Below are 20,035 nucleotides of genomic sequence, written 5' to 3' on the forward strand. Positions count from 1 at the left end.
CTAATCTTATTATACCTATTTTCAATTCAATTTGCCAACAAAAATCGAACATTTATTCGATTTTTTTATTTTCCATCACACAAATACGGAATTTAACTATAAAAAAAGCTAGAAGAGACTTATATCTCTTCTAGCTTTTTATATAAATGATAAAATCCATATTTTGCTGATCGTTCTCTAATTTGTTGACGACTTCCACTTAAATTAAGAGGAAAGACTGCAGTTTGTTCACCTTTAATCGCTAATCCAACGAATACTGTTCCTGGCTCTTTCTGTTCTGAAGCATCTGGCCCTGCTACCCCAGTGAAACTAATTCCGATATCCGCTTTTAATAAATCCTTAACATTTTCAGCAAGATAACGAGCACATTCCTTACTAACTGCACCATCAGTATGCAATACTTCTTCAGGCACACGTAAAACATGTTGCTTCACATCATTATGATAACAAATGACACCGCCCTTAAATACAGAAGAAACACCAGCATTTTCAGTTACTTGATTTCCAAAAAGACCACCTGTTAAACTTTCTGCACATGCTAAAGTTAACCCTTTTCTCTTCAATAACTCGATTGCCTTATAATGCAAAAATTCTTGGTCATATCCGTAGAAAAATTCTCCTACTCTTTCTAAAATCAAATCTTCCACATGTTGAATTAGTTTCTCCGCTTCGCTAACATTTTGATGCTTAGCGGTTAAACGTAATGTCACTTCTCCATCATTTGCTAGCGGGGCAATTGTTGGGTTTGTTTGTCCATCAATTAAATCTTGAACTTTCACCTCTAATTGGGACTCCCCAATACCGAAGAAACGAAGCACACGTGAATAAATGTTTTCTCCTGTTGTAAAATTACGTAAAAAAGGCTCTACGTAACTTACATACATTGGTTTCATTTCTTTTGGCGGCCCTGGTAATAAAATATAAACTTTTCCGTTCTTATTTACCCCCATACCCGGCGCCATACCGTGGTCATTTGCAAATACTGTTGCTCCATTTAAAACGAGCGCTTGCTTTTTATTATTCTCCGTAAATTCACGGCCTGTACGCTTAAAGTAATTACTTATTAAGGCTAATGCCTTTTCATCATACACAAGCTTTTCATCTAAACTAGTCGCTATTGTTTCTTTCGTTAAATCATCTTTTGTCGGTCCTAATCCACCTGTAAAAATAAGGATATCAGCACGTTCTTCCGCAGCTTCAATCGCCTTTTGCAGTCGCTTATTATTATCACCAACAACAGTATGATAGTACACGTTAATTCCAATTGAAGCCAACTTTTCAGATAAAAACTGGGCATTTGTATTTGCAATTTGTCCAAGTAATAATTCAGTTCCAACCGCAATAATCTCAGCATTCATCCCAATTCCCCCATAAACTTCTATTTTGAGTTTACAAAAGCAGCTCTATTTTTCCAGAAATAATCCCATCCTGAAATAACAGTAAAGATTAATGCAATCCATATGAAGATATCCGCAACTGGAATATGGATTAAATTTAAAGGTACATCGTGTAATAAATATGCTGCAATCGCAATAATTTGTGTCCATGTCTTAATTTTCCCTAGCTGATTTGCCGCAACTACTTCCCCTGTTCCAGCAAGTACAAGACGTAAACCTGTTACAGCAAACTCACGACTGATAATTACAATAACAATCCAAGCCGGTACATATCGCATCTCTACCAATGTAATAAGTGCTGCTGAAACAAGTAATTTATCAGCTAACGGATCAAGAAACTTTCCTAAGTTCGTTACAAGATTATACTTCCTTGCGTAATGTCCATCAATCCAATCTGTAGCTGAAGCAACGATAAAGATAAGTGCCCCCACTAAATGTTGAATTGGTAAATCAACATCACCAATTGTGTATGAACCCCAATTAAAGGGCGCTAACATAATTACCATGAAAATTGGAATTAAGAAGATTCTAGATATTGTAATTTTATTTGGTAAATTCACAGCTATTCCTCCATCATATCAAAAACATTTGTTCATTGAAAAAAGTCATCGAAGCGATGACTGTTATTGTGCAGGTTGCCCTATCCCTTGGTTTTTTATCACCAATCTTTGGTGAAGTTCTTTTTCTGGGTCCAATGGGAAAGCAACCACTTGGCCATTCAGTTTAACTTCAACATTCGTTGCATTTCCAATATTAAGTCGTACTTCTTTTAATGTTGATACATCACGTTTTTCTGTTTGACCACCTTGTACTGTAGTGTTTAAAATTTCGTTACCCGCATCATCTTTAACATCTACATAGCTTGTACCCTTCGCTATGATTTCCAATTCTAACGTTTTATTATTATGAATTTCCAAAGTAGATACCTTACCAGTTGTTCCAACTACTTTCACTTCTTGCTGTCCCGTTGGTGGTGCTGGTTGCTCTTCTTTCTTTGGTTCTTCTTTCTTTGGTTCCTCTTTTTTTGGCTCTTCCGCTTTCGCTTCATCTTTCTTCGTATCTAACGGAGAATCTTTTGCTTTTTGAACTTCAATTTTCTCACTTTGAGCACTCGGAACTTTTTCATCATCTTTTCCAGTTAACGCTTGAAACACAAACCAGATTACCACTCCAACTGCGATTACTAACAACGCAACTAAGATTTTCGGCATGTGATCTGCAATTGGCCATGATGAAGATTTTTGCATTGTTTCTTGTGTTTTTTGTCCCGTTGATACTTGTGGAACTTCACGCTTTTCAGATTGTGGTATCGTACTCTGATGTTCTACAAGCAGTTCTTCTCCATTTAATCCAACCGCATCTGCGTATTGTTTAATGAATGCACGCGCATAAAAAGCTCCTGGCAATACATCATAATTGCCTTCTTCAATTGCCACTAAATGGCGTTTTTGAATTTTTGTAATCTCATGCAGCTGATCAATAGTCAAGCCTTTCGCTTCTCTTGCTTCTTTCAGCTTTTGTCCCAATTCCGTCACTACTAACACCTCAATATTTCTTTAAAAGTCAAACATAGAGAAATTATTTTGCGTACCTTGCTCAATTTCATCTACTAAATTATATTGAATTTCTTCATCATAATCGTTGCGCAACTCGATAATATAATCAAAATCATCCAATGTGTATTCTGACTGACTCACAAATACATCAGGATGTTCTACAACTTTTGTTGCAGGCAATCTCATAATTTCACGAACGAGCTGCCAATGTCTTTCGTTAGCACGCTTCGTTGACACAATTCCATCTAGGATGAAAATATTGTCATCGCTATACTCATCTTCAATTAATTGACTACGAACAGTTTGCTTAATAAGAGTAGATGATACAAATAACCACCTTTTATTTGCACAAACACTTGCAGCAACAATGGATTCTGTTTTTCCGACACGAGGCATTCCGCGTATCCCAATTAGTTTATGGCCTTCTTTTTTCATAATTTCTGCCATAAAGTCTACAAGTAAGCCTAATTCATCACGCACAAATCGAAATGTTTTCTTATCATCTGCATCTCGTTGTATGTACCTACCATGCCTAACCGCTAGCTTATCTCTTAGCTTGGGCGGACGATATTTCGTTACCGTTATGTTATCCATCGTATTTAAAATTGATTCAAGTCTAGAGATTTGCTCTTGATTATCACACATAAGAAGTAACCCACGTCGTGCATTATCTACACCATTAATTGTGACAATATTAATGCCGAGCATACCGATTAACGAAGAAACGTCACCAAGCAAGCCAGGTCGGTTTTTATGTATTTCATATTCAAAATACCATTCAATCATCCAAGATCACTCCCCTTGCTTACTTTACACCTACGTACTATATTATATGATTTCACCTTAATAGGGAAGCTAAATGTATAATCTATCCTGTGTAATTATTATACAAAAAAAGTAGAGAGGAGAATCTCCTCTCTACTTTTACTTATGTTGTACAAACTTAACCATTAAGTTTGCAATGGTATGTTGCTCCTGTTCATCAGCAACTTTCCAAAGCTCAGCTAATAATTTCTCTTGGTCATTGCGTCCTTCTACTTCATTAGCAAGGTAGTCGCCAACACGAAATGCCATATCTGATACCGCACCGCCGTCTAAACCTTTTCCTTGCGCTTGCTCTAAACGATCTCCTAAAAAGCTCTTCCACTGATCAAAATTATCTAATACTGACATAATTAAGCACCTCACTATTGAGTAATAAAATCATGCTTAATTTGTGCAACTGTTCATTTTTTATGTAAGAAATTTTTAACAGTGCCAACCACCATTCACTCCGATGATTTGTCCAGTTATGTAAGATGCTCCTGGTGATACGAGGAATGCAACTGTTTTTGCTACTTCTTCTGGTAACCCTATTCTACCTAATGGTATATCTTCAGCAATTCCCATTTTATCTTCTTCAGAAAAAACACTTAACATTTCCGTTTCAATTGCTCCTGGTGCTACCGCATTCACACGTAATCCACTTAAAGACACTTCTTTCGCCAAAGCTTTCACATATGAATTTTGCGCCCCTTTTACCATTGAATAAAGCACTTCACAAGAAGCCCCTATTTGTCCCCATATAGATGAAACAATTACAATATTACCACTTCTCCTCCCAATCATAGGCGGAAGTGCCATTGAAAGTAATTTATATACGTTCTTCACTTGAAGTTCTACCATATAATCCAATTCATCGTTTGTTACATCTGTTACTAGTCCAAAAATACTCTTCCCAGCTGCATATACAATAACATCAATAGGATGTTCAATTTGTCTCCACAATTGCTCAGCTCCATCACTAGAAGCCAAATTCGCTTGCACAGGGATAACTTCCCTCCATGCTTTCTGCAATTCCAATACCTTTCCTTCACTGTTATTGTAATGAACATAAACTGTATATCCATCTTGAATTAATTGTTTCGAAATAGCAGAGCCAATCCCTCCGCTCCCTCCAGTTACTAACGCATACTTTTTCATAAATTCCCTCTCTTATCTCTACAAGTTCACTTTTTACACAACTAAATAATACCCTCATCTTACAATTTTTCAATGATAAGATGAGGGTATCTTTAAAATGTTATTTTTTCGGTAACACCTGACAAACACTCATTTTTTCTTCTGATAACAATAATTTTGCTACTTCTTGTAAGTCTTGAACGGTTAGCCCTTCTAATACAGTCAATGCATCAAATAGACTAGATTCATTAAACGCATATCGTGTAAATTGATTTGCAATATATTCTGGTGAATTCAACGAGCGTAAAAAACCACCAATTTTCTTTTTCTTCACTCGTTCTAATGCCGCCGCATCTAATTGATCATAATCTGTTTTTAATAAAATATCTTTTAAACGATCTGCCAATTCATCAGGTTGTTTCGTATCACCGCCAACCATTGCAAAACCGAAGTTATTTTCTTCTGTATAGTCATACGAGAATGAATCATCAATAAGCCCTTCATTATATAAAGCTTCGTAATGAACAGAACTTTTTCCAAATAAATAATCTAAAAGTAACGTAAGCGCAATTTCTTGTTTTAAAAGCGCTTGCCCTTTTTCTTTTAAATTAGTCGCTTTAATACCAACTAAACATTTCGGTGTTTGCACAGGCATTGAAATAATTTTTTTCTTTTCATTTACCTCATTTGGTTCCTCTTCAAATGAACGCACAATTTCTGGCTGGTTTTTATAATCTTTTTTTGCTTGATTTTCACGTACTAAATCCATTGTTTTCTCTGGATCAATTGCACCCACAACAAATAATAACATATTGCTCGGATGATAAAATGTTTCATAACATTCATATAATAAATCTTTCGTAATTTTACTAATAGATTCGATTGTCCCTGCAATATCAATTTTAATTGGGTGTTTTACAAACAAGCTATCAATTAACCCAAAGTACAAACGCCAATCTGGGTTATCTTGATACATTTGAATTTCTTGCCCAATAATCCCCTTCTCTTTTTCAACTGTTTTTTCAGAGAAATAAGGCTCTTGCACAAAGTTTAGTAATGTATTTAAATTTTGTTCTACGTTTGAAGTACATGAAAAAAGGTAAGCTGTTCGTGTGAAGGATGTAAAAGCATTTGCCGATGCTCCTTGTTTACTAAACAATTGGAAAGCATCGTGATCTTCTTTTTCAAATAATTTATGCTCAAGAAAATGTGCAATCCCATCAGGTACACGAATCATTTCTTCTTTCCCTAATGGTACAAATGTATTATCTACTGAACCATATTTCGTCGTAAACGTCGCAAATGTTTTATTAAATCCTTGTTTCGGTAAAACATATACATCTAATCCATTAGGAAGTTTTTCATAATAGAGTGTTTCTTTTAATTGCTCATAAATAATTTTCTCCATTTACTCTCCCTCCGTTCCTTGTAAAAAGTAAATTGTATCTAGTTCAATATTTTTAGCAACTTTTACAATTTCTTCTTTTGTCACACTTTCTATACCTGTAAGCCATTCTTCAACTGGACGTGTACGATCTGAAATAATACCATGATATAGCATTTCTACAAATCCACGCGGTGTATCAATCGCCTCTAATATTTGATTTTGGATGACACTTTTTGTTTGATGTATTTCTTCTTCAGAAAACTCTCCGTTTTGCATCGCAAGCATTTGTTCTTTAATAATCTCAACTGCTTTTTCATAATTTTTCGCTTCAATTCCTGACATAACAAATAATAAACCTTTATGACTTTCAAAGCGCGATGCTGCATAGTACGCTAAACTATTTTTTTCACGCACATTTACGAATAACTTCGAATGAGAAAAACCACCAAACAATCCATTGAACAATTGCAATGCAAAATAATCTTCATCTTTATATGTGACAAATGTACGATAACCGATGTGTAATTTACTTTGTTTTAATTCTTGTTTTTCAACAACTTCTTTTTCTTCATTATTTCGTCTATGAAGGAGTACATTTCTTTCTCTCACTGGACGAGCTGAAATAGAAAAATACTTACTTACAAGATCAACGGCGTTTTCTGAAATATCACCAATAATATATAGATCCATCTCATCTTCCGCTAACACCTTTTGATAATATTGATACAGACTTTCATTTGTAATAGAAGCAACACTCTCTTTTTTTCCATTTGCACTTAAACGATACGGTTCTACTTTGCACATTTCTTCAATTAAACGCTCGTTTGCATAACGCATTTTATCGTCATAAGTAGCTTCAATTCTCTGTAACAGTGCTCTTTTTTCACTTTCTACGATAGAAGGTAGGAAACCGTTCCCCTCCGTCGCTGGATGTAACACAATATCCGACAACATAGAAAGCGCTTTTTCAAATAACGGTGGTGCATCATGTAAATATACTTCATTTGCAATGTCTACATAAATGGAGATAATATGGTCTTCCCCTTTTTTACTTACATCTACTGCTAAAGAAGACCCGTATAATTCTTCTAAATATTGACGAAGACGAATTACAGAAGGTAATTTTTCTGTCGCACTTTGCAATACGTATGGCAATAGGGCACGCTCTGTCACCGTCTCCTCATTTAAAGGCGCTTTAAAACGAAATACAAAGGTATTCGTTTTATATTTATCAGTCGGAATAATATGTACGCGCAAACCACCTAACTCATGTAGTTGTTGTTCCATTAGTTTCATTTATAGCCCTCCTTTACGTATATAGGAATATTCCTCTTCAATATACAGTTTTTAGAAATAAAAAATCAACTTTTCTCCCTTATTATGCTTACATATGATTCTTTCTAAAAACTTTAATATGTAAGGAACATAGTAAAATTCCGTATTAAATATATTCTATGTAAAAAAGCCCACACTAATGTGCGAGCTTTTTTATACTTATAAAATACTTATCGTTTTCCTTTTTCATAAGGAGTTCCTAATGCTTTCGGAGCTTCAGAACGACCTACAAAACCAACAAGCGCTAATATTGTGAATACATATGGTAATATCGTTAATAAAACACTTGGAATTTGATCTAATACAGGAATTGTTCCGCCCGTTACACTAAGAGATTGTGCAAAACCAAAGAATAGAGCTGCACCTAGTGCGCCTAGTGGATTCCACTTTCCAAAAATCATAGCAGCTAAAGCTAAGAAACCTTGTCCTGTAATAGTTGCCCCTGAGAAGTTATTAGAAATTGACATTGCAAAAATCGCTCCACCAATTCCAGCAAACACTCCTGAAATACAGACTCCAATATAGCGCATTTTATATACGTTAATCCCCATCGTATCCGCTGCCATTGGGTGTTCACCAACAGCACGTAGACGAAGACCGAACGGTGTTTTATAAATAACATACCAAACAACGAATGCTAAAATAATGGCAATATACGACGTTATTGGTACGTTCGAGAAAAATATTTTCCCTAAAACCGGAATATCCGAAAGGCCTGGAATATCAATCTTTTCAATACGATACTGAATAAAGTCAGTCTGCCCTTTATCAAAAATCTTCTTAATTGCAAATACCGTTAAACCAAGAGATAAGAAGTTAATTGCTACACCACTTACAACTTGATCTGCTCGGAATGTAATAGAAGCTACCGCATGAAGTAATGCAAATAATCCACTACCAATTGCCGCAAATAATAACGCAATCCACGGAGTCATCGTTCCCCAAGTATCACCCATTAATAAGTTTGTAACAACTCCAATAAATGCACCAAATAGCATTAGTCCTTCTAATCCGATATTTACAACACCCGATCGTTCACTAAATACACCACCTAGTGCTGTGAAAATGATAGGTGCCGATGTATATAACGTACCCGTCACAAGAATGGCTAATATATCTAAAAAGCTCATTTATTTCCCCTCCTTGCTCATGCGTGTAAGCGCCCATCTTAACACATAACTACATGCAACAAAGAAGATGATACATGCAATAATTACATTAATAAGCTCTGATGGTACATCTGCCTCAAAGTTCATTTGAGGGGAAGCACTTTTCAAACCACCAAATAATAAAGCTGAAAGGATTATCCCAAACGGATTATTCCCTCCAAGTAATGCTACAGCAATCCCATCAAATCCTACTCCTGTAAACGAAGACATCGCTGTCATACTCTGGAATGTTCCTAATCCTTCCATCGCTCCACCAATCCCCGCAAATGCACCAGCAATTGTCATGGAGAATACTACATTACGAGAAACTTTCATACCTGCATATTGAGAAGCATGCTGATTAAATCCTACCGACTTTAATTCGTAGCCTAAAGTTGTTCGATCTAATAAGAACCACATTAAAATAGCAATTAATATTGCTACAATAATTCCCCAGTGAAGACGCGAACCATCAGTAATAGAAGCAAGCCAGTCTGAAGATAGTGATGCACTCTCTTTAATGTCATACGTTTTATCATTACCTTCATGTAAAAAGCGCTTAATGATGTCATATGTTACATATAATGCGATATAGTTCATCATAATTGTTACAATAACCTCATTAACTTGAAACTTTCCTTTTAAATATCCAGGAATGAAGCCCCAAATTCCTCCTACCAATGCTGCGAATAAAATAGATAATGGAATATGAAGGAAAGCTGGTAGTGAAACTGCATAACCGAACCAAACCGCTGCAAGCCAACCAACTAGCAATTGACCCTCTACCCCGATATTAAATAAACCTGTACGAAATGCAAACGCCACTGACAAACCAGCAAGAATAAGCGGTATCATTGTACGAAGCGTTTCACCAATCGCACTTGCGCTGCCGAACATCCCTGTCCAAAGTGCACTATAACCAACAATTGGATCATAACCACTAACTAGCATTACAATCGCTCCGACAAGTAAGCCAAAAATAACGGATAGTACTGGGACTAAAATATTTATCGTTCGTTCTGTTAAAAGTTTTTTAGCCATTTGTACCCACCTGCTCCTTCTTTGTTCCTCCAGCCATTAACAATCCAAGCTGTTGTTCATTCGTTTCTTTCGCATCAACTATTGCTACAATTTTCCCTTCATAAATAACAGCAATTCGATCGCTAACATTTAAGATTTCATCTAACTCTAGTGATAAAAGTAATACACCTTTCCCTTTATCCCTTTGCTCTATTAATCTCTTATGAATAAATTCAATTGCTCCTACATCTAAACCACGTGTTGGCTGTGCTGCGATTAATAAATCTGGATCACGGTCTACTTCACGTGCAATAATTGCTTTTTGTTGATTTCCCCCAGATAGAGCGCGTGCTAACGTTTGCTCACTAGGTGTACGTACATCAAACTGTTCAATAAGAGCCTTTGCTTTTTCTGTAATTTTGCTGAAATTTAAAATCCCTTTCTTTGAAAACGGATTCTTATAGTACGTTTGCAGAACTATATTATCTCTAACAGAAAAATCAAGGACGAGTCCGTGTTTATGACGATCTTCTGGAATATGACCAATTCCTTCTTCTGTTATTCTTCTAACAGGCCAATTTGTTATTTCTTTCCCTTTAATTGCAATAGAACCTGACTCAACTTTTCGTAAACCAGTAATTGCTTCTATTAATTCACTTTGTCCGTTTCCATCAATCCCTGCAATCCCAACAATTTCCCCCGCACGAACAGTTAAGTCAAGGCCTTTTACAGCAGGTAGTTGACGTGCATCGTGAACAACAAGGTTTGCAATTGAAAGTACCTCTTCTTTTGGTTTCGCGTCTATTTTTTCTGTTTTAAAATTCACTTGACGTCCGACCATTAATTCTGCAAGTTTATTTTCATCCGTATTTGCAACGTCAACCGTTCCAATTCCTTTTCCTTTACGAATAATCGTACAACGATCGCAAACTTCCATAATTTCTTTCAACTTATGTGTAATAAGAACAATAGATTTTCCTTCTTGCACAAGCTTTTTCATAATTTGAATTAGCTCATGAATTTCTTGCGGTGTTAACACAGCTGTTGGTTCATCAAATATTAAAATTTCTGCACCGCGGTAAAGAGTTTTCAAAATCTCAACACGCTGTTGCATACCAACTGAAATATCCTGTATTTTCGCATATGGATCTACAGCTAAACCGTATTGTTCAGACAGTTTTTGAATTTCTTTAGCAGCTTCCTCAACAGCAATTTTCCCTTTTTTCTTCGGTTCATTTCCGAGAATAATATTTTCTGTAACTGTAAAATTATGAACAAGCATAAAGTGCTGATGAACCATTCCAATACCAAGTTCATTTGCCACATTCGGATTGGTAATGTTTACAGACTTTCCTTTAATTTTAATTTCACCTTGTTCTGGTTGGTACAAACCAAATAGTACATTCATCAATGTGGATTTCCCTGCACCATTTTCTCCAAGTAAAGCATGTATCTCACCCTGCTTTACTTGCAGCGTAATATCATCATTCGCTACAATGCCTGGGAATACTTTCGTAATGTTATTCATCTCAATTACGTATTCCATTGTGTTCCTCCTTTTAACAGGGAACATTCCCTATTACACTATTAACTTATTAAGCAATTCGGAAGTTTTATACATACAAAGGTTAGTTCTATGAACTAACCTTTGCTATTTCTCTATTTATTTTTTTAGAGAAGCTTCATATTCTTTATACTCTTTATCTGTAGCTGGTACTTTAATTTCACCGTCTGTAATTTTCTTTTCAAGCTCTTCTACTTTTGTTAAAATTTCAGGGTTAACTTTTTTCACGTTGTCAGTTGTTTTTGCAATACCAACACCGTCATCTTTTAAACCAAATGCTTCTACTTTACCGCCTTTTAACTTACCGTCTTTCGCTTCTTGTGCTACTTTTTCAACAGCGATATCTACACGTTTTACCATTGAAGTTAATGTTACGTTTTCAGGCATACCTTCTTGGTTTTGGTCACGGTCAACACCGATTACCCAAACATTTTCACCTTTTTTCTTACGGTTTTTCGCTTCAGTGAATACACCGTTACCTGTACCACCAGCAGCATGATAAATTACATCTACGCCTTGACCATACATTGCTGATGCAAGAACTGTACCTTTTTCAGGTTTATCAAATGCTTCTGCATATTCAGATACGATTTCAATGTTTGGATTTACTGCTTTTGCACCCGCTTTAAATCCATTTTCGAATTTACTAATTAAATCACTCTTCATCCCACCAACAAATCCTACTTTATTCGATTTTGTTGACATAGCTGCTACCGCACCTACAAGGAATGATCCTTCATGATCTTTAAATGTAATGCTCGTTACGTTTGGTGCATCTACTACAGTATCAACGATTGCAAATTGTTGTTTTGGAGATTCTTTTGCTACTTCTTTAATTGCACCTTCTAATTTATAACCAATTCCGAAAGATAAATCATACTTATCTTTTGAAAATTTCTTTAAGTTTGGAATATAATCCGCTTCTTTTTCAGACTGTAGGTAACGATAATTTGTCTTTTCCTTTAATCCGTTATCTTTACCAAACTTTTTTAGTCCTTCCCAAGAAGATTGGTTGAACGATTTGTCATCAACGCCCCCAACATCCGTTACCATACCAACCTTGAAGTCTTTCGTGTCTTTCTTGTCACTGCTTGCCTTATCCGAGTTACCACATGCACCTAAAACTGTACTTGCTACTAATGTTAATGATAATAAAAGACCTGCTTTTTTCTTCATACTAGAAACCCCTCCAAAAATGATATATATTTATTCTTTCGCTGCTGTCCCTTACTTCTTGCTGTCACCTCCCTAAAAAGGAACTTACCTACATACGCTTTCTTAATACGTGGAAGCTAAACTTATCAGCTCTAAAGTAATTGATAGAATATAAGATTGGCTCATCATTTTGATCATAGTGCATTTGTTTTAATACAAGCAGTGCTGTTTCAGGCTCACATTCTAAAATTGGTGAGATTTTAGGGTGATAGCCAATTGGCTCAATGTGAGCAACCGCATATGTTATGCGCTTATGCGTGTTATTATGTATCACCGTTAATAATGATTCCTCATTGTAACCCGATAAATCTGGCAATATTTCTTTTGCAAGTTTATCGATACAATATACAACAGGTTCCCCATCTGCTGTACGCACGCGTTCAATCATCACTGCATTAAAACCATCTTCACTATTAAACTTCTCTTTTTCCTCTTCTGTTAAAGTTGTAGTAGATGATGATAAAAAAATCGTTCCTGGTGTTTTCCCCACACTAGAAATCATATCTGTAATACTAGAAAGTTGTTCTATTCCAGAAGAAAATAATGGCTTTGCATTTACAAATGTCCCTACACCATGTCTACGAATGACAACATTTTCTTCTTCTAAAATACGTAACGCTTCCCTTAAAGTCGCTCTACTTACGCCAAGTTCTTTCGCTAAATCAAACTCTGATGGTAACTTTTGTCGTTCTTTATAAGCCCCATCTTTAATTTTTTCTTTGATGTGATCAATCACCCGTAAATATAGGTGACGACTATCGGATTTTACTGACATAAGACTCCCCCGCATTTCAATTATTCGACCTCTGATGTAAGACTTCTTTTCTCTTTTTTCAACTTACAACATAGTACAAATGACTAACCACTAAAAATAAGCACAATTGTCGAATAAATAATAATAATTTTTTAAAATGAAATTTTCACTCTTTACTGTATAAAAAAAACTTTGCACCATAAACATTCCTCATTTCGAGAAAAAGTTCGGCACAAAGATCCTTTACATCCTTTGTTACACACTTTTCCCCTCATAGTCTAGCAATTCATGGTTGCCAGGTAGAAACTTATGGACCTTATCTCCAAGATTATATGAGGCAGTGATTCTTTTCGAAGTAATCTTACCACTTGCTCTCATACGTGTCAACAAAATCCAACATTTTTCTGCATTAAATATCGAACATTTACATAAAACATACTCAAAGTATTCGTATTCTATAGGGACCCTATAAATGTAAGCCCTTTCTTTATTGCTGAGTATAGTATATAACAAAAACACTATATAAAAAAGCCTAATTGTAAAAACAATTAGGCTTTTTTTAAGAACTTTTTTCTTGTACATCATTAATGAGTACTTCTCTCGGTTTACTACCTTCATATGGACCTACTACACCATTCATTTCCATTGCATCAATTAGACGAGCAGCTCGCGTATAACCTACTCTAAACCTACGTTGTAGCATAGAAACAGATGCTGTTTGCATTTCCACTACAAGTTGAACCGCTTCATCATATAATTCATCTTCTACTTCCTGCTTCGTATCAGGAACATCTTGCGGAATCATATCTTCTTGATATTGTGCTTTTTGCTGTCCAATAACATATTCTACAACTCTCTCAACTTCATCATCTGATAAAAATGCGCCTTGTACACGTACAGGTTTCGATGCACCAATTGGTATAAACAGCATGTCGCCACGACCTAGTAGCTTTTCTGCACCACCACCGTCAAGAATTGTACGAGAATCTGTTTGAGAAGATACAGCGAATGCAATACGCGATGGAATATTTGCTTTAATAACACCCGTAATAACGTCAACTGACGGACGTTGCGTTGCAATAATTAAATGAATACCAGCAGCACGAGCCATTTGCGCTAGACGCATAATCGCATCCTCTACATCAGACGAAGCAACCATCATTAAATCTGCTAACTCGTCCACAATTACTACAATATACGGTAATTCGGGTTGTTTCGCTTCTGATTGACTATTATGTTCTTTTATATAATCATTGTATCCTTCAATGTTACGTGTACCACTATGAGCAAATAATTCATAACGACGTTCCATCTCACTCACAACTTTTTTCAATGCTTGCGATGCTTTTTTCGGATCAGTTACAACTGGCGTTAACAAATGAGGCACACCGTTATATACATTTAACTCTACCATTTTCGGGTCAATCATCATTAATTTTACTTCATGCGGTTTTGCACGCATTAAAATACTAACAATAATACCATTAATACATACACTTTTCCCGCTACCTGTCGCACCAGCTACGAGTAAATGGGGCATTTTATTTAAACGGGCTAATACAGCTTCACCTGTAATATCTCGGCCAAGACCAATTAACAACTTCTCTTCCGGATGATTATTAGCCTTAGAATCAAGAACTTCCCTCAGCGTTACCATCGAAACTTCTGAGTTCGGAACTTCGATCCCTACAGCTGATTTCCCGGGAATTGGCGCCTCAATACGAATGTCCTTTGCAGCTAAAGCAAGGGCTAAATCATCACTTAAACTGACAATTTTGCTTACCTTTACCCCCATATCAGGATACACTTCATATTTTGTAACTGCAGGACCTCTATGCACTTTGGTTACTTTCGCTTTCACTCCGAAACTTTGGAATGTACGTTCTAATTTACGAGCATTCTCATAAATTTCCGCGTTTTCATTTGTAACTTGCTTATTCTTTGGAAATTTTAATATATCAAGTGAAGGAAGCTTGTAATCTTTATTTTCTACATTTGAAAATTGCATAGGAGGTGCTTGCGCTTCACTCTCTAACGATTCAACGATTTTTTCTCCACGCTTTTTCTTTGATTCTTCAATTGGTGGAGTCTCATCAATAAACGGTGAAGTGATCAAATCTTCTTGCTCTACTTCAATTCGTTTATCCTCTTCTTCATTTACAGGATAATTCTCAGTGAAATTTGAAATAATTGGCGGATCAATTTGGATTTCTTCCATCGGCTCAATAACTTCTTCTTGTTCTGCAGCACGTTTGCTTCTTGTACTTCTTGTTGTTTTTTTCTTTTCTGTTTGTTCAGCCGTTCTTTTGGATCTCCAATCTTTATAATCCCCTTGTATCACTTGAAATTGACTTCTAAGAATTCTACCAACTGGAGCTAACACTTCTCCAATATGTTTATTTGTTATACAGAGTACCCCGAGAATAACTAAAATAATTCCAATGATATAGGCTCCTACTTCGTCGAATAGGAAGTAACATGTCGCGAACATAAGCGCACCAAACATACCACCACCTAAATGAACGCTATCTGGCCCTTTTTTCATTTCAAGAAAGAAGTTATCTTTCGTACTCACAATAACAGAAGTATTTTGCACTGCTCCATCTTTTGTAAGAAGGTTAAATAATGTAATATGACTAAACATTAATATTGCCAATACAATTAAATAAAATCCAATTAACCGTTTATTTAAAAGGTTCGGCCATCCGCGTTTTATAACAAAGGAAACCGATAAAGCTATTACACCTAACACACCAATTATGTACCACTCACCAAAGAAGAAGCGAAAAAATAACACAAACGATTTCCCTACAACGCCTAGCTGTAAAATCGTAATGATTGAAAGTGCAAAAAGAGTTAAACCGACGATTTCATAATACAAAGTTGGCTTTATCGTACGTCTTGCCTTTGCCTTCGTCCCTCTTTGCTTTTGTTTTGCCATTTCTTCACCTCGTGTTCTACATATAAGTAAAGCTCTCCTAAAAACGCTCTATTTATATGTCTGTTTTCTCTATTTTTCAGGTCTTTATATCTTCTATTTTTACACTTCTTGTAAAATGCTAAATAAACAGAAGAAAGCAGCCTACTCATGGCTGCTCAACCGTCTTGTTTTTTATATTATACCATAGCTTCTAAACAAAATCCTTCTTTTTGCTAAAAGGTTATTTTCTGACCTGGCTCAAACTCTAAATAGTGAAGTGGGTCCGTACTTAGCACACGTACAATAGAATAACACCCATGTTCCTCTTCAGAAACCATTAATTCCACACCATTTATATTTACAACTTTTTGACTTTCACATTGTGAATAATCGGCCGGATACACAAGTTGCTCTGGCATAATTGTATATAAAATCATTGTAACATTGTCCCTTCTGCACTACCTTCCGCGCGAACATCGATTAATTCGTTTAATTTTCGAATTGCATTTCCAATACCACCAACATCATCTATAAGACCGTACTTTACTGCATCCCCACCAATTACATTCGTCCCAATATCTCGCGTTAAATTTCCTTTCGCAAACATAAGCTCTTTAAAACGATCTTCTGTTACTTTCGAGTGCTTCGTCACAAAACGAATGACTCTTTCTTGCATCTTATCCAAATACTCAAATGTTTGTGGCACACCTATGACAAGACCTGTTAAACGAATTGGATGAATTGTCATCGTCGCAGTTTCCGCAATAAACGAATAGTCAGTAGAAACAGCAATCGGTACACCAATGGAATGTCCCCCACCTAAAACTAAAGATACTGTTGGCTTTGAAAGTGAAGCTACCATTTCAGAAATTGCTAGTCCAGCTTCAACGTCACCTCCAACCGTATTTAATATTAACAGCAAACCTTCAATTTTTGGATTTTGTTCAATCGCAACAATTTGCGGAATGATATGCTCGTATTTTGTTGTTTTATTTTGCGGCGGTAATTGAACATGACCTTCCACTTGTCCGATAATCGTTAAACAATGAATACGTGATTCATTCATCTGTGGTACATTTGTCTGTCCAAGCTGTTGAATTTTTTCTACTATTGAAGCCTCTTTTCCAGCTTCTTTTGGCTCAGCTTCTTTTTCTTCATTTGTATATCGATCACGTTCTGTCATTTCGCATCCCCTTTCACTCGTATATAACTATTATTTCTTAAGTTATAAATTTCATTCGATAGGGTTAAAAAGAAAAAAAGATCACCCATAAGGGTGATCTTTTTTATACTTCCATAATAATCGGTAAAATCATAGGTTTTCTCTTTGTCTCTTCGTACAAGAACTGTCCTAATAATTCACGAATATTTTGTTTTAACATTGACCATTCAATCGAATATTCTTTAATTGACTGCTCAACAATCATACGTACAATCTCTGTAGATCGTTCAATTAACGCTTCTGATTCACGAACATATACGAAACCACGTGAAATGATTTCTGGACCAGAGATAATTTTCTTTTCATCTTTACCAAGTGTTACAACAACTACTAATATTCCATCTTGAGATAACATCTTTCTATCTCGAAGAACGATATTACCAACGTCACCTACACCTAATCCATCAATTAAAACATTACCAGCTTGTACTTTACCGACTAAGTTCGCTTCATCGTCACCAAAAGCAATTACATCGCCTTTTTCTACGATAAAGATATTTTCTCTTGTAATACCTACATCTTCAGCTAAATACGCATGTGCTTTTTGCATACGAAACTCACCATGTACGGGTACAAAGTACTTCGGTTTCATTAAATTTAACATTAATTTTAATTCTTCTTGGCTACCGTGACCTGAAACGTGAACTTTTCTTTCGCCGTAATAAACAACTTCAGCTCCAGCTCTAAATAACAAATCAATAATTTTTGATACAGATATTTCATTACCCGGAATTGGCGAAGCAGCAATGATAACAGTATCACCTTTACGAATTGAAATTTGTTTATGTGCTTGTTTTGCCATTCTAGATAGAGCAGCCATCGGTTCACCTTGACTACCTGTCGTTAAAATAGCTACCTTTTTCTCTGGGAAGTTGTCTACTTCTTGTAATGAAATAACCATACCTTCTGGAACATCTAAATAACCAAGACGTCTTGCAATGTCTACTACTTTCACCATACTACGTCCTACTACCGCTACTTTTCGCCCTGTTTCGGCAGCTGCATCAAATACTTGTTGAATACGATGTACATTCGATGCAAATGAAGCAACGATAATACGACCTTCTGCGCCGTAGAACACTTTAGAAATTTCTACACCAACTTCTTTTTCTGAACCTGTATACCCTGGACGCTCTGCATTTGTACTATCAGATAATAGGCAAAGTACACCTTCATTTCCGATTTGCGCCATTTTCCCAAGATCTGCTCCACTATTTCCAATTGGAGTTTGATCGAATTTAAAGTCTCCCGTATATACGATTGCACCTTTTGATGTATGGAAACAAACGCCAACAGAATCCGGAATACTATGTGTCGTTCCGAAGAATGACACTGTTGTAGTGTTAAACTCTACTGTTGAATTTGAATCGATTGTTTTTAGGTCTACACGGCCTAACATGCCCGCTTCACCAAGTTTTTCTTGTATAAGTCCTACTGTTAATTTCGTTGCATAGACTGGAATAGATAATTTACGAAGCACATACACAATTCCACCAATATGATCTTCATGACCGTGAGTAATAAATAAACCTTTTACTCGCTCTTGATTTTCCACTAAATATGTAATATCAGGAATAACGATATCAATTCCAAACATTTCATCTCCCGGGAACATTAACCCCGCATCTACGATAAAGATTTCAGAATCAATTTCAACACAGTACATGTTTTTCCCGATTTCACCTACTCCACCAAGAGCAAATACTTTAACAGACTCATTCTCTTTTCTCTTCATGTTGTTGCCTGGTTTAAAAATCTTGCAAACACTGATTTCACTAAAATTGCAGAGACACCAGGGGAAACTCTACAACCACCATATTTTCACCGTCCAAGACGAATGTCCTTACCGTTATGCGATATCATGTCCTTGTTTATTTTTTAAACCAGGTTTCACCTCTCTTTCATTATATAAATCAAATATCTTATTCGATATGATATGAAAATTTAATTAAATTATAATTTTTCCCAATTTTGCTAAGCATACCCGTACTAAGCTACTTAGCCATATTATACCTGATACAAGAAATAGAACACAAGTTAAATCGTGCGAAAGAAAAAGTAAAAGAAAGGAACAGCACTAAAAGTATATGGCTTATTTCCGCTGCTTTTATACTCCATGTTATTTGAAAAAAAACCTTAAACACTGTAAATTACTTTCATTTGATGGATTTCCTAGATTTTTTTCTTGAATTGCACAAAAACACTTATAAAATGAAGCTTTTTTATAGATTACGTCATATTTGAGGCAATTCCTATAAAAACATAATCGAAAGTATTTTCTGTACTAGCAACTACTTTTCAACAAAATTAAAGATGTAAGATCCTTTTCTTATAAACATTGCATTACATGACAAAAGGCTATGAATTACAAAATCTAATAGAAATTTAATAAGGTTAAATTTTTAGCAGGATTTGACAGCCATTATCGAGAACAAGATGTTGGAACCAAATTAATGAAAGAACAATATCATACTTTAACAAGTAGAGAACGCGTAGCGTAATATACTCGTTTTCAACATAAAATGTTTTCTATATTATAGGGTCATATACAGACGAGAAAGGCGATCCTAAAATCA

Annotated in this window: 17 protein-coding genes and 1 riboswitch; all 17 genes read right to left on the minus strand. The window is 35.7% G+C overall.

What is annotated here, in order from left to right; genetic code table 11:
• Positions 1 to 119: 119 nt before the first annotated feature.
• On the minus strand, positions 120 to 1,358 hold the full coding sequence (gene cinA / locus QCI81_RS05850; RefSeq protein ID WP_029443109.1) for a competence/damage-inducible protein CinA: 1,239 nt from the start codon (positions 1,356 to 1,358) through the stop codon (positions 120 to 122).
• A 20-nt stretch (positions 1,359 to 1,378) separates the two neighbouring features.
• Positions 1,379 to 1,957 (minus strand): CDP-diacylglycerol--glycerol-3-phosphate 3-phosphatidyltransferase, encoded by a 579-nt coding sequence (gene pgsA / locus QCI81_RS05855; protein WP_001052977.1) that lies wholly within the window; start codon positions 1,955 to 1,957, stop codon positions 1,379 to 1,381.
• A 63-nt stretch (positions 1,958 to 2,020) separates the two neighbouring features.
• A complete protein-coding gene (locus tag QCI81_RS05860; protein WP_000137474.1) occupies positions 2,021 to 2,932 on the minus strand; it encodes a helix-turn-helix domain-containing protein in 912 nt (303 codons plus the stop codon).
• Between the two features lie 21 nt (positions 2,933 to 2,953).
• Entirely contained in the window at positions 2,954 to 3,739 is a 786-nt protein-coding gene (locus tag QCI81_RS05865) for a DUF3388 domain-containing protein (protein ID WP_000574107.1), read from the minus strand.
• Between the two features lie 138 nt (positions 3,740 to 3,877).
• Positions 3,878 to 4,126, minus strand: coding sequence for a DUF3243 domain-containing protein (locus tag QCI81_RS05870; protein ID WP_000114444.1), 249 nt, complete (start codon positions 4,124 to 4,126; stop codon positions 3,878 to 3,880).
• A 75-nt stretch (positions 4,127 to 4,201) separates the two neighbouring features.
• Positions 4,202 to 4,915, minus strand: coding sequence for an elongation factor P 5-aminopentanone reductase (gene ymfI, locus QCI81_RS05875; protein ID WP_023522827.1), 714 nt, complete (start codon positions 4,913 to 4,915; stop codon positions 4,202 to 4,204).
• Positions 4,916 to 5,015: 100 nt separating this feature from the next.
• Positions 5,016 to 6,302 carry an EF-P 5-aminopentanol modification-associated protein YfmH gene (gene yfmH / locus QCI81_RS05880; RefSeq protein WP_000411277.1) on the minus strand — a complete coding sequence of 429 codons (1,287 nt, stop codon included), beginning with the start codon at positions 6,300 to 6,302 and terminating at the stop codon, positions 5,016 to 5,018.
• Complete coding sequence (gene yfmF / locus QCI81_RS05885) at positions 6,303 to 7,577, minus strand: EF-P 5-aminopentanol modification-associated protein YfmF (RefSeq protein ID WP_000772413.1); 1,275 nt, start codon at positions 7,575 to 7,577, stop codon at positions 6,303 to 6,305.
• A gap of 209 nt (positions 7,578 to 7,786) precedes the next feature.
• On the minus strand, positions 7,787 to 8,746 hold the full coding sequence (locus QCI81_RS05890) for an ABC transporter permease (RefSeq protein ID WP_000008857.1): 960 nt from the start codon (positions 8,744 to 8,746) through the stop codon (positions 7,787 to 7,789).
• On the minus strand, positions 8,747 to 9,805 hold the full coding sequence (locus QCI81_RS05895) for an ABC transporter permease (RefSeq protein WP_001085255.1): 1,059 nt from the start codon (positions 9,803 to 9,805) through the stop codon (positions 8,747 to 8,749).
• On the minus strand, positions 9,798 to 11,330 hold the full coding sequence (locus tag QCI81_RS05900; protein ID WP_071729820.1) for an ABC transporter ATP-binding protein: 1,533 nt from the start codon (positions 11,328 to 11,330) through the stop codon (positions 9,798 to 9,800). The genes QCI81_RS05895 and QCI81_RS05900 overlap by 8 nt, the downstream gene beginning before the upstream one ends.
• 117 nt (positions 11,331 to 11,447) lie before the next feature.
• Complete coding sequence (locus tag QCI81_RS05905; RefSeq protein ID WP_000725773.1) at positions 11,448 to 12,524, minus strand: BMP family lipoprotein; 1,077 nt, start codon at positions 12,522 to 12,524, stop codon at positions 11,448 to 11,450.
• 88 nt (positions 12,525 to 12,612) lie between these two features.
• Complete coding sequence (locus QCI81_RS05910; protein WP_000114182.1) at positions 12,613 to 13,338, minus strand: GntR family transcriptional regulator; 726 nt, start codon at positions 13,336 to 13,338, stop codon at positions 12,613 to 12,615.
• 233 nt (positions 13,339 to 13,571) lie between these two features.
• Positions 13,572 to 13,673: riboswitch (purine riboswitch) on the minus strand.
• Between the two features lie 203 nt (positions 13,674 to 13,876).
• On the minus strand, positions 13,877 to 16,258 hold the full coding sequence (locus QCI81_RS05915; RefSeq protein WP_071729818.1) for a DNA translocase FtsK: 2,382 nt from the start codon (positions 16,256 to 16,258) through the stop codon (positions 13,877 to 13,879).
• 212 nt (positions 16,259 to 16,470) lie between these two features.
• Positions 16,471 to 16,674, minus strand: a complete 204-nt coding sequence (locus tag QCI81_RS05920) for a YlzJ-like family protein (protein WP_000605020.1) — start codon at positions 16,672 to 16,674, stop codon at positions 16,471 to 16,473.
• A complete protein-coding gene (gene tepA, locus QCI81_RS05925; RefSeq protein WP_000139807.1) occupies positions 16,671 to 17,420 on the minus strand; it encodes a translocation-enhancing protein TepA in 750 nt (249 codons plus the stop codon). Before tepA ends, QCI81_RS05920 begins: the two co-directional genes overlap by 4 nt.
• A gap of 103 nt (positions 17,421 to 17,523) precedes the next feature.
• On the minus strand, positions 17,524 to 19,194 hold the full coding sequence (locus QCI81_RS05930) for a ribonuclease J (RefSeq protein WP_000823089.1): 1,671 nt from the start codon (positions 19,192 to 19,194) through the stop codon (positions 17,524 to 17,526).
• Positions 19,195 to 20,035: the final 841 nt, after the last annotated feature.

The organism is Bacillus cereus group sp. MG20 (assembly GCF_040459885.1).
GTDB lineage: Bacteria > Bacillota > Bacilli > Bacillales > Bacillaceae_G > Bacillus_A > Bacillus_A cereus.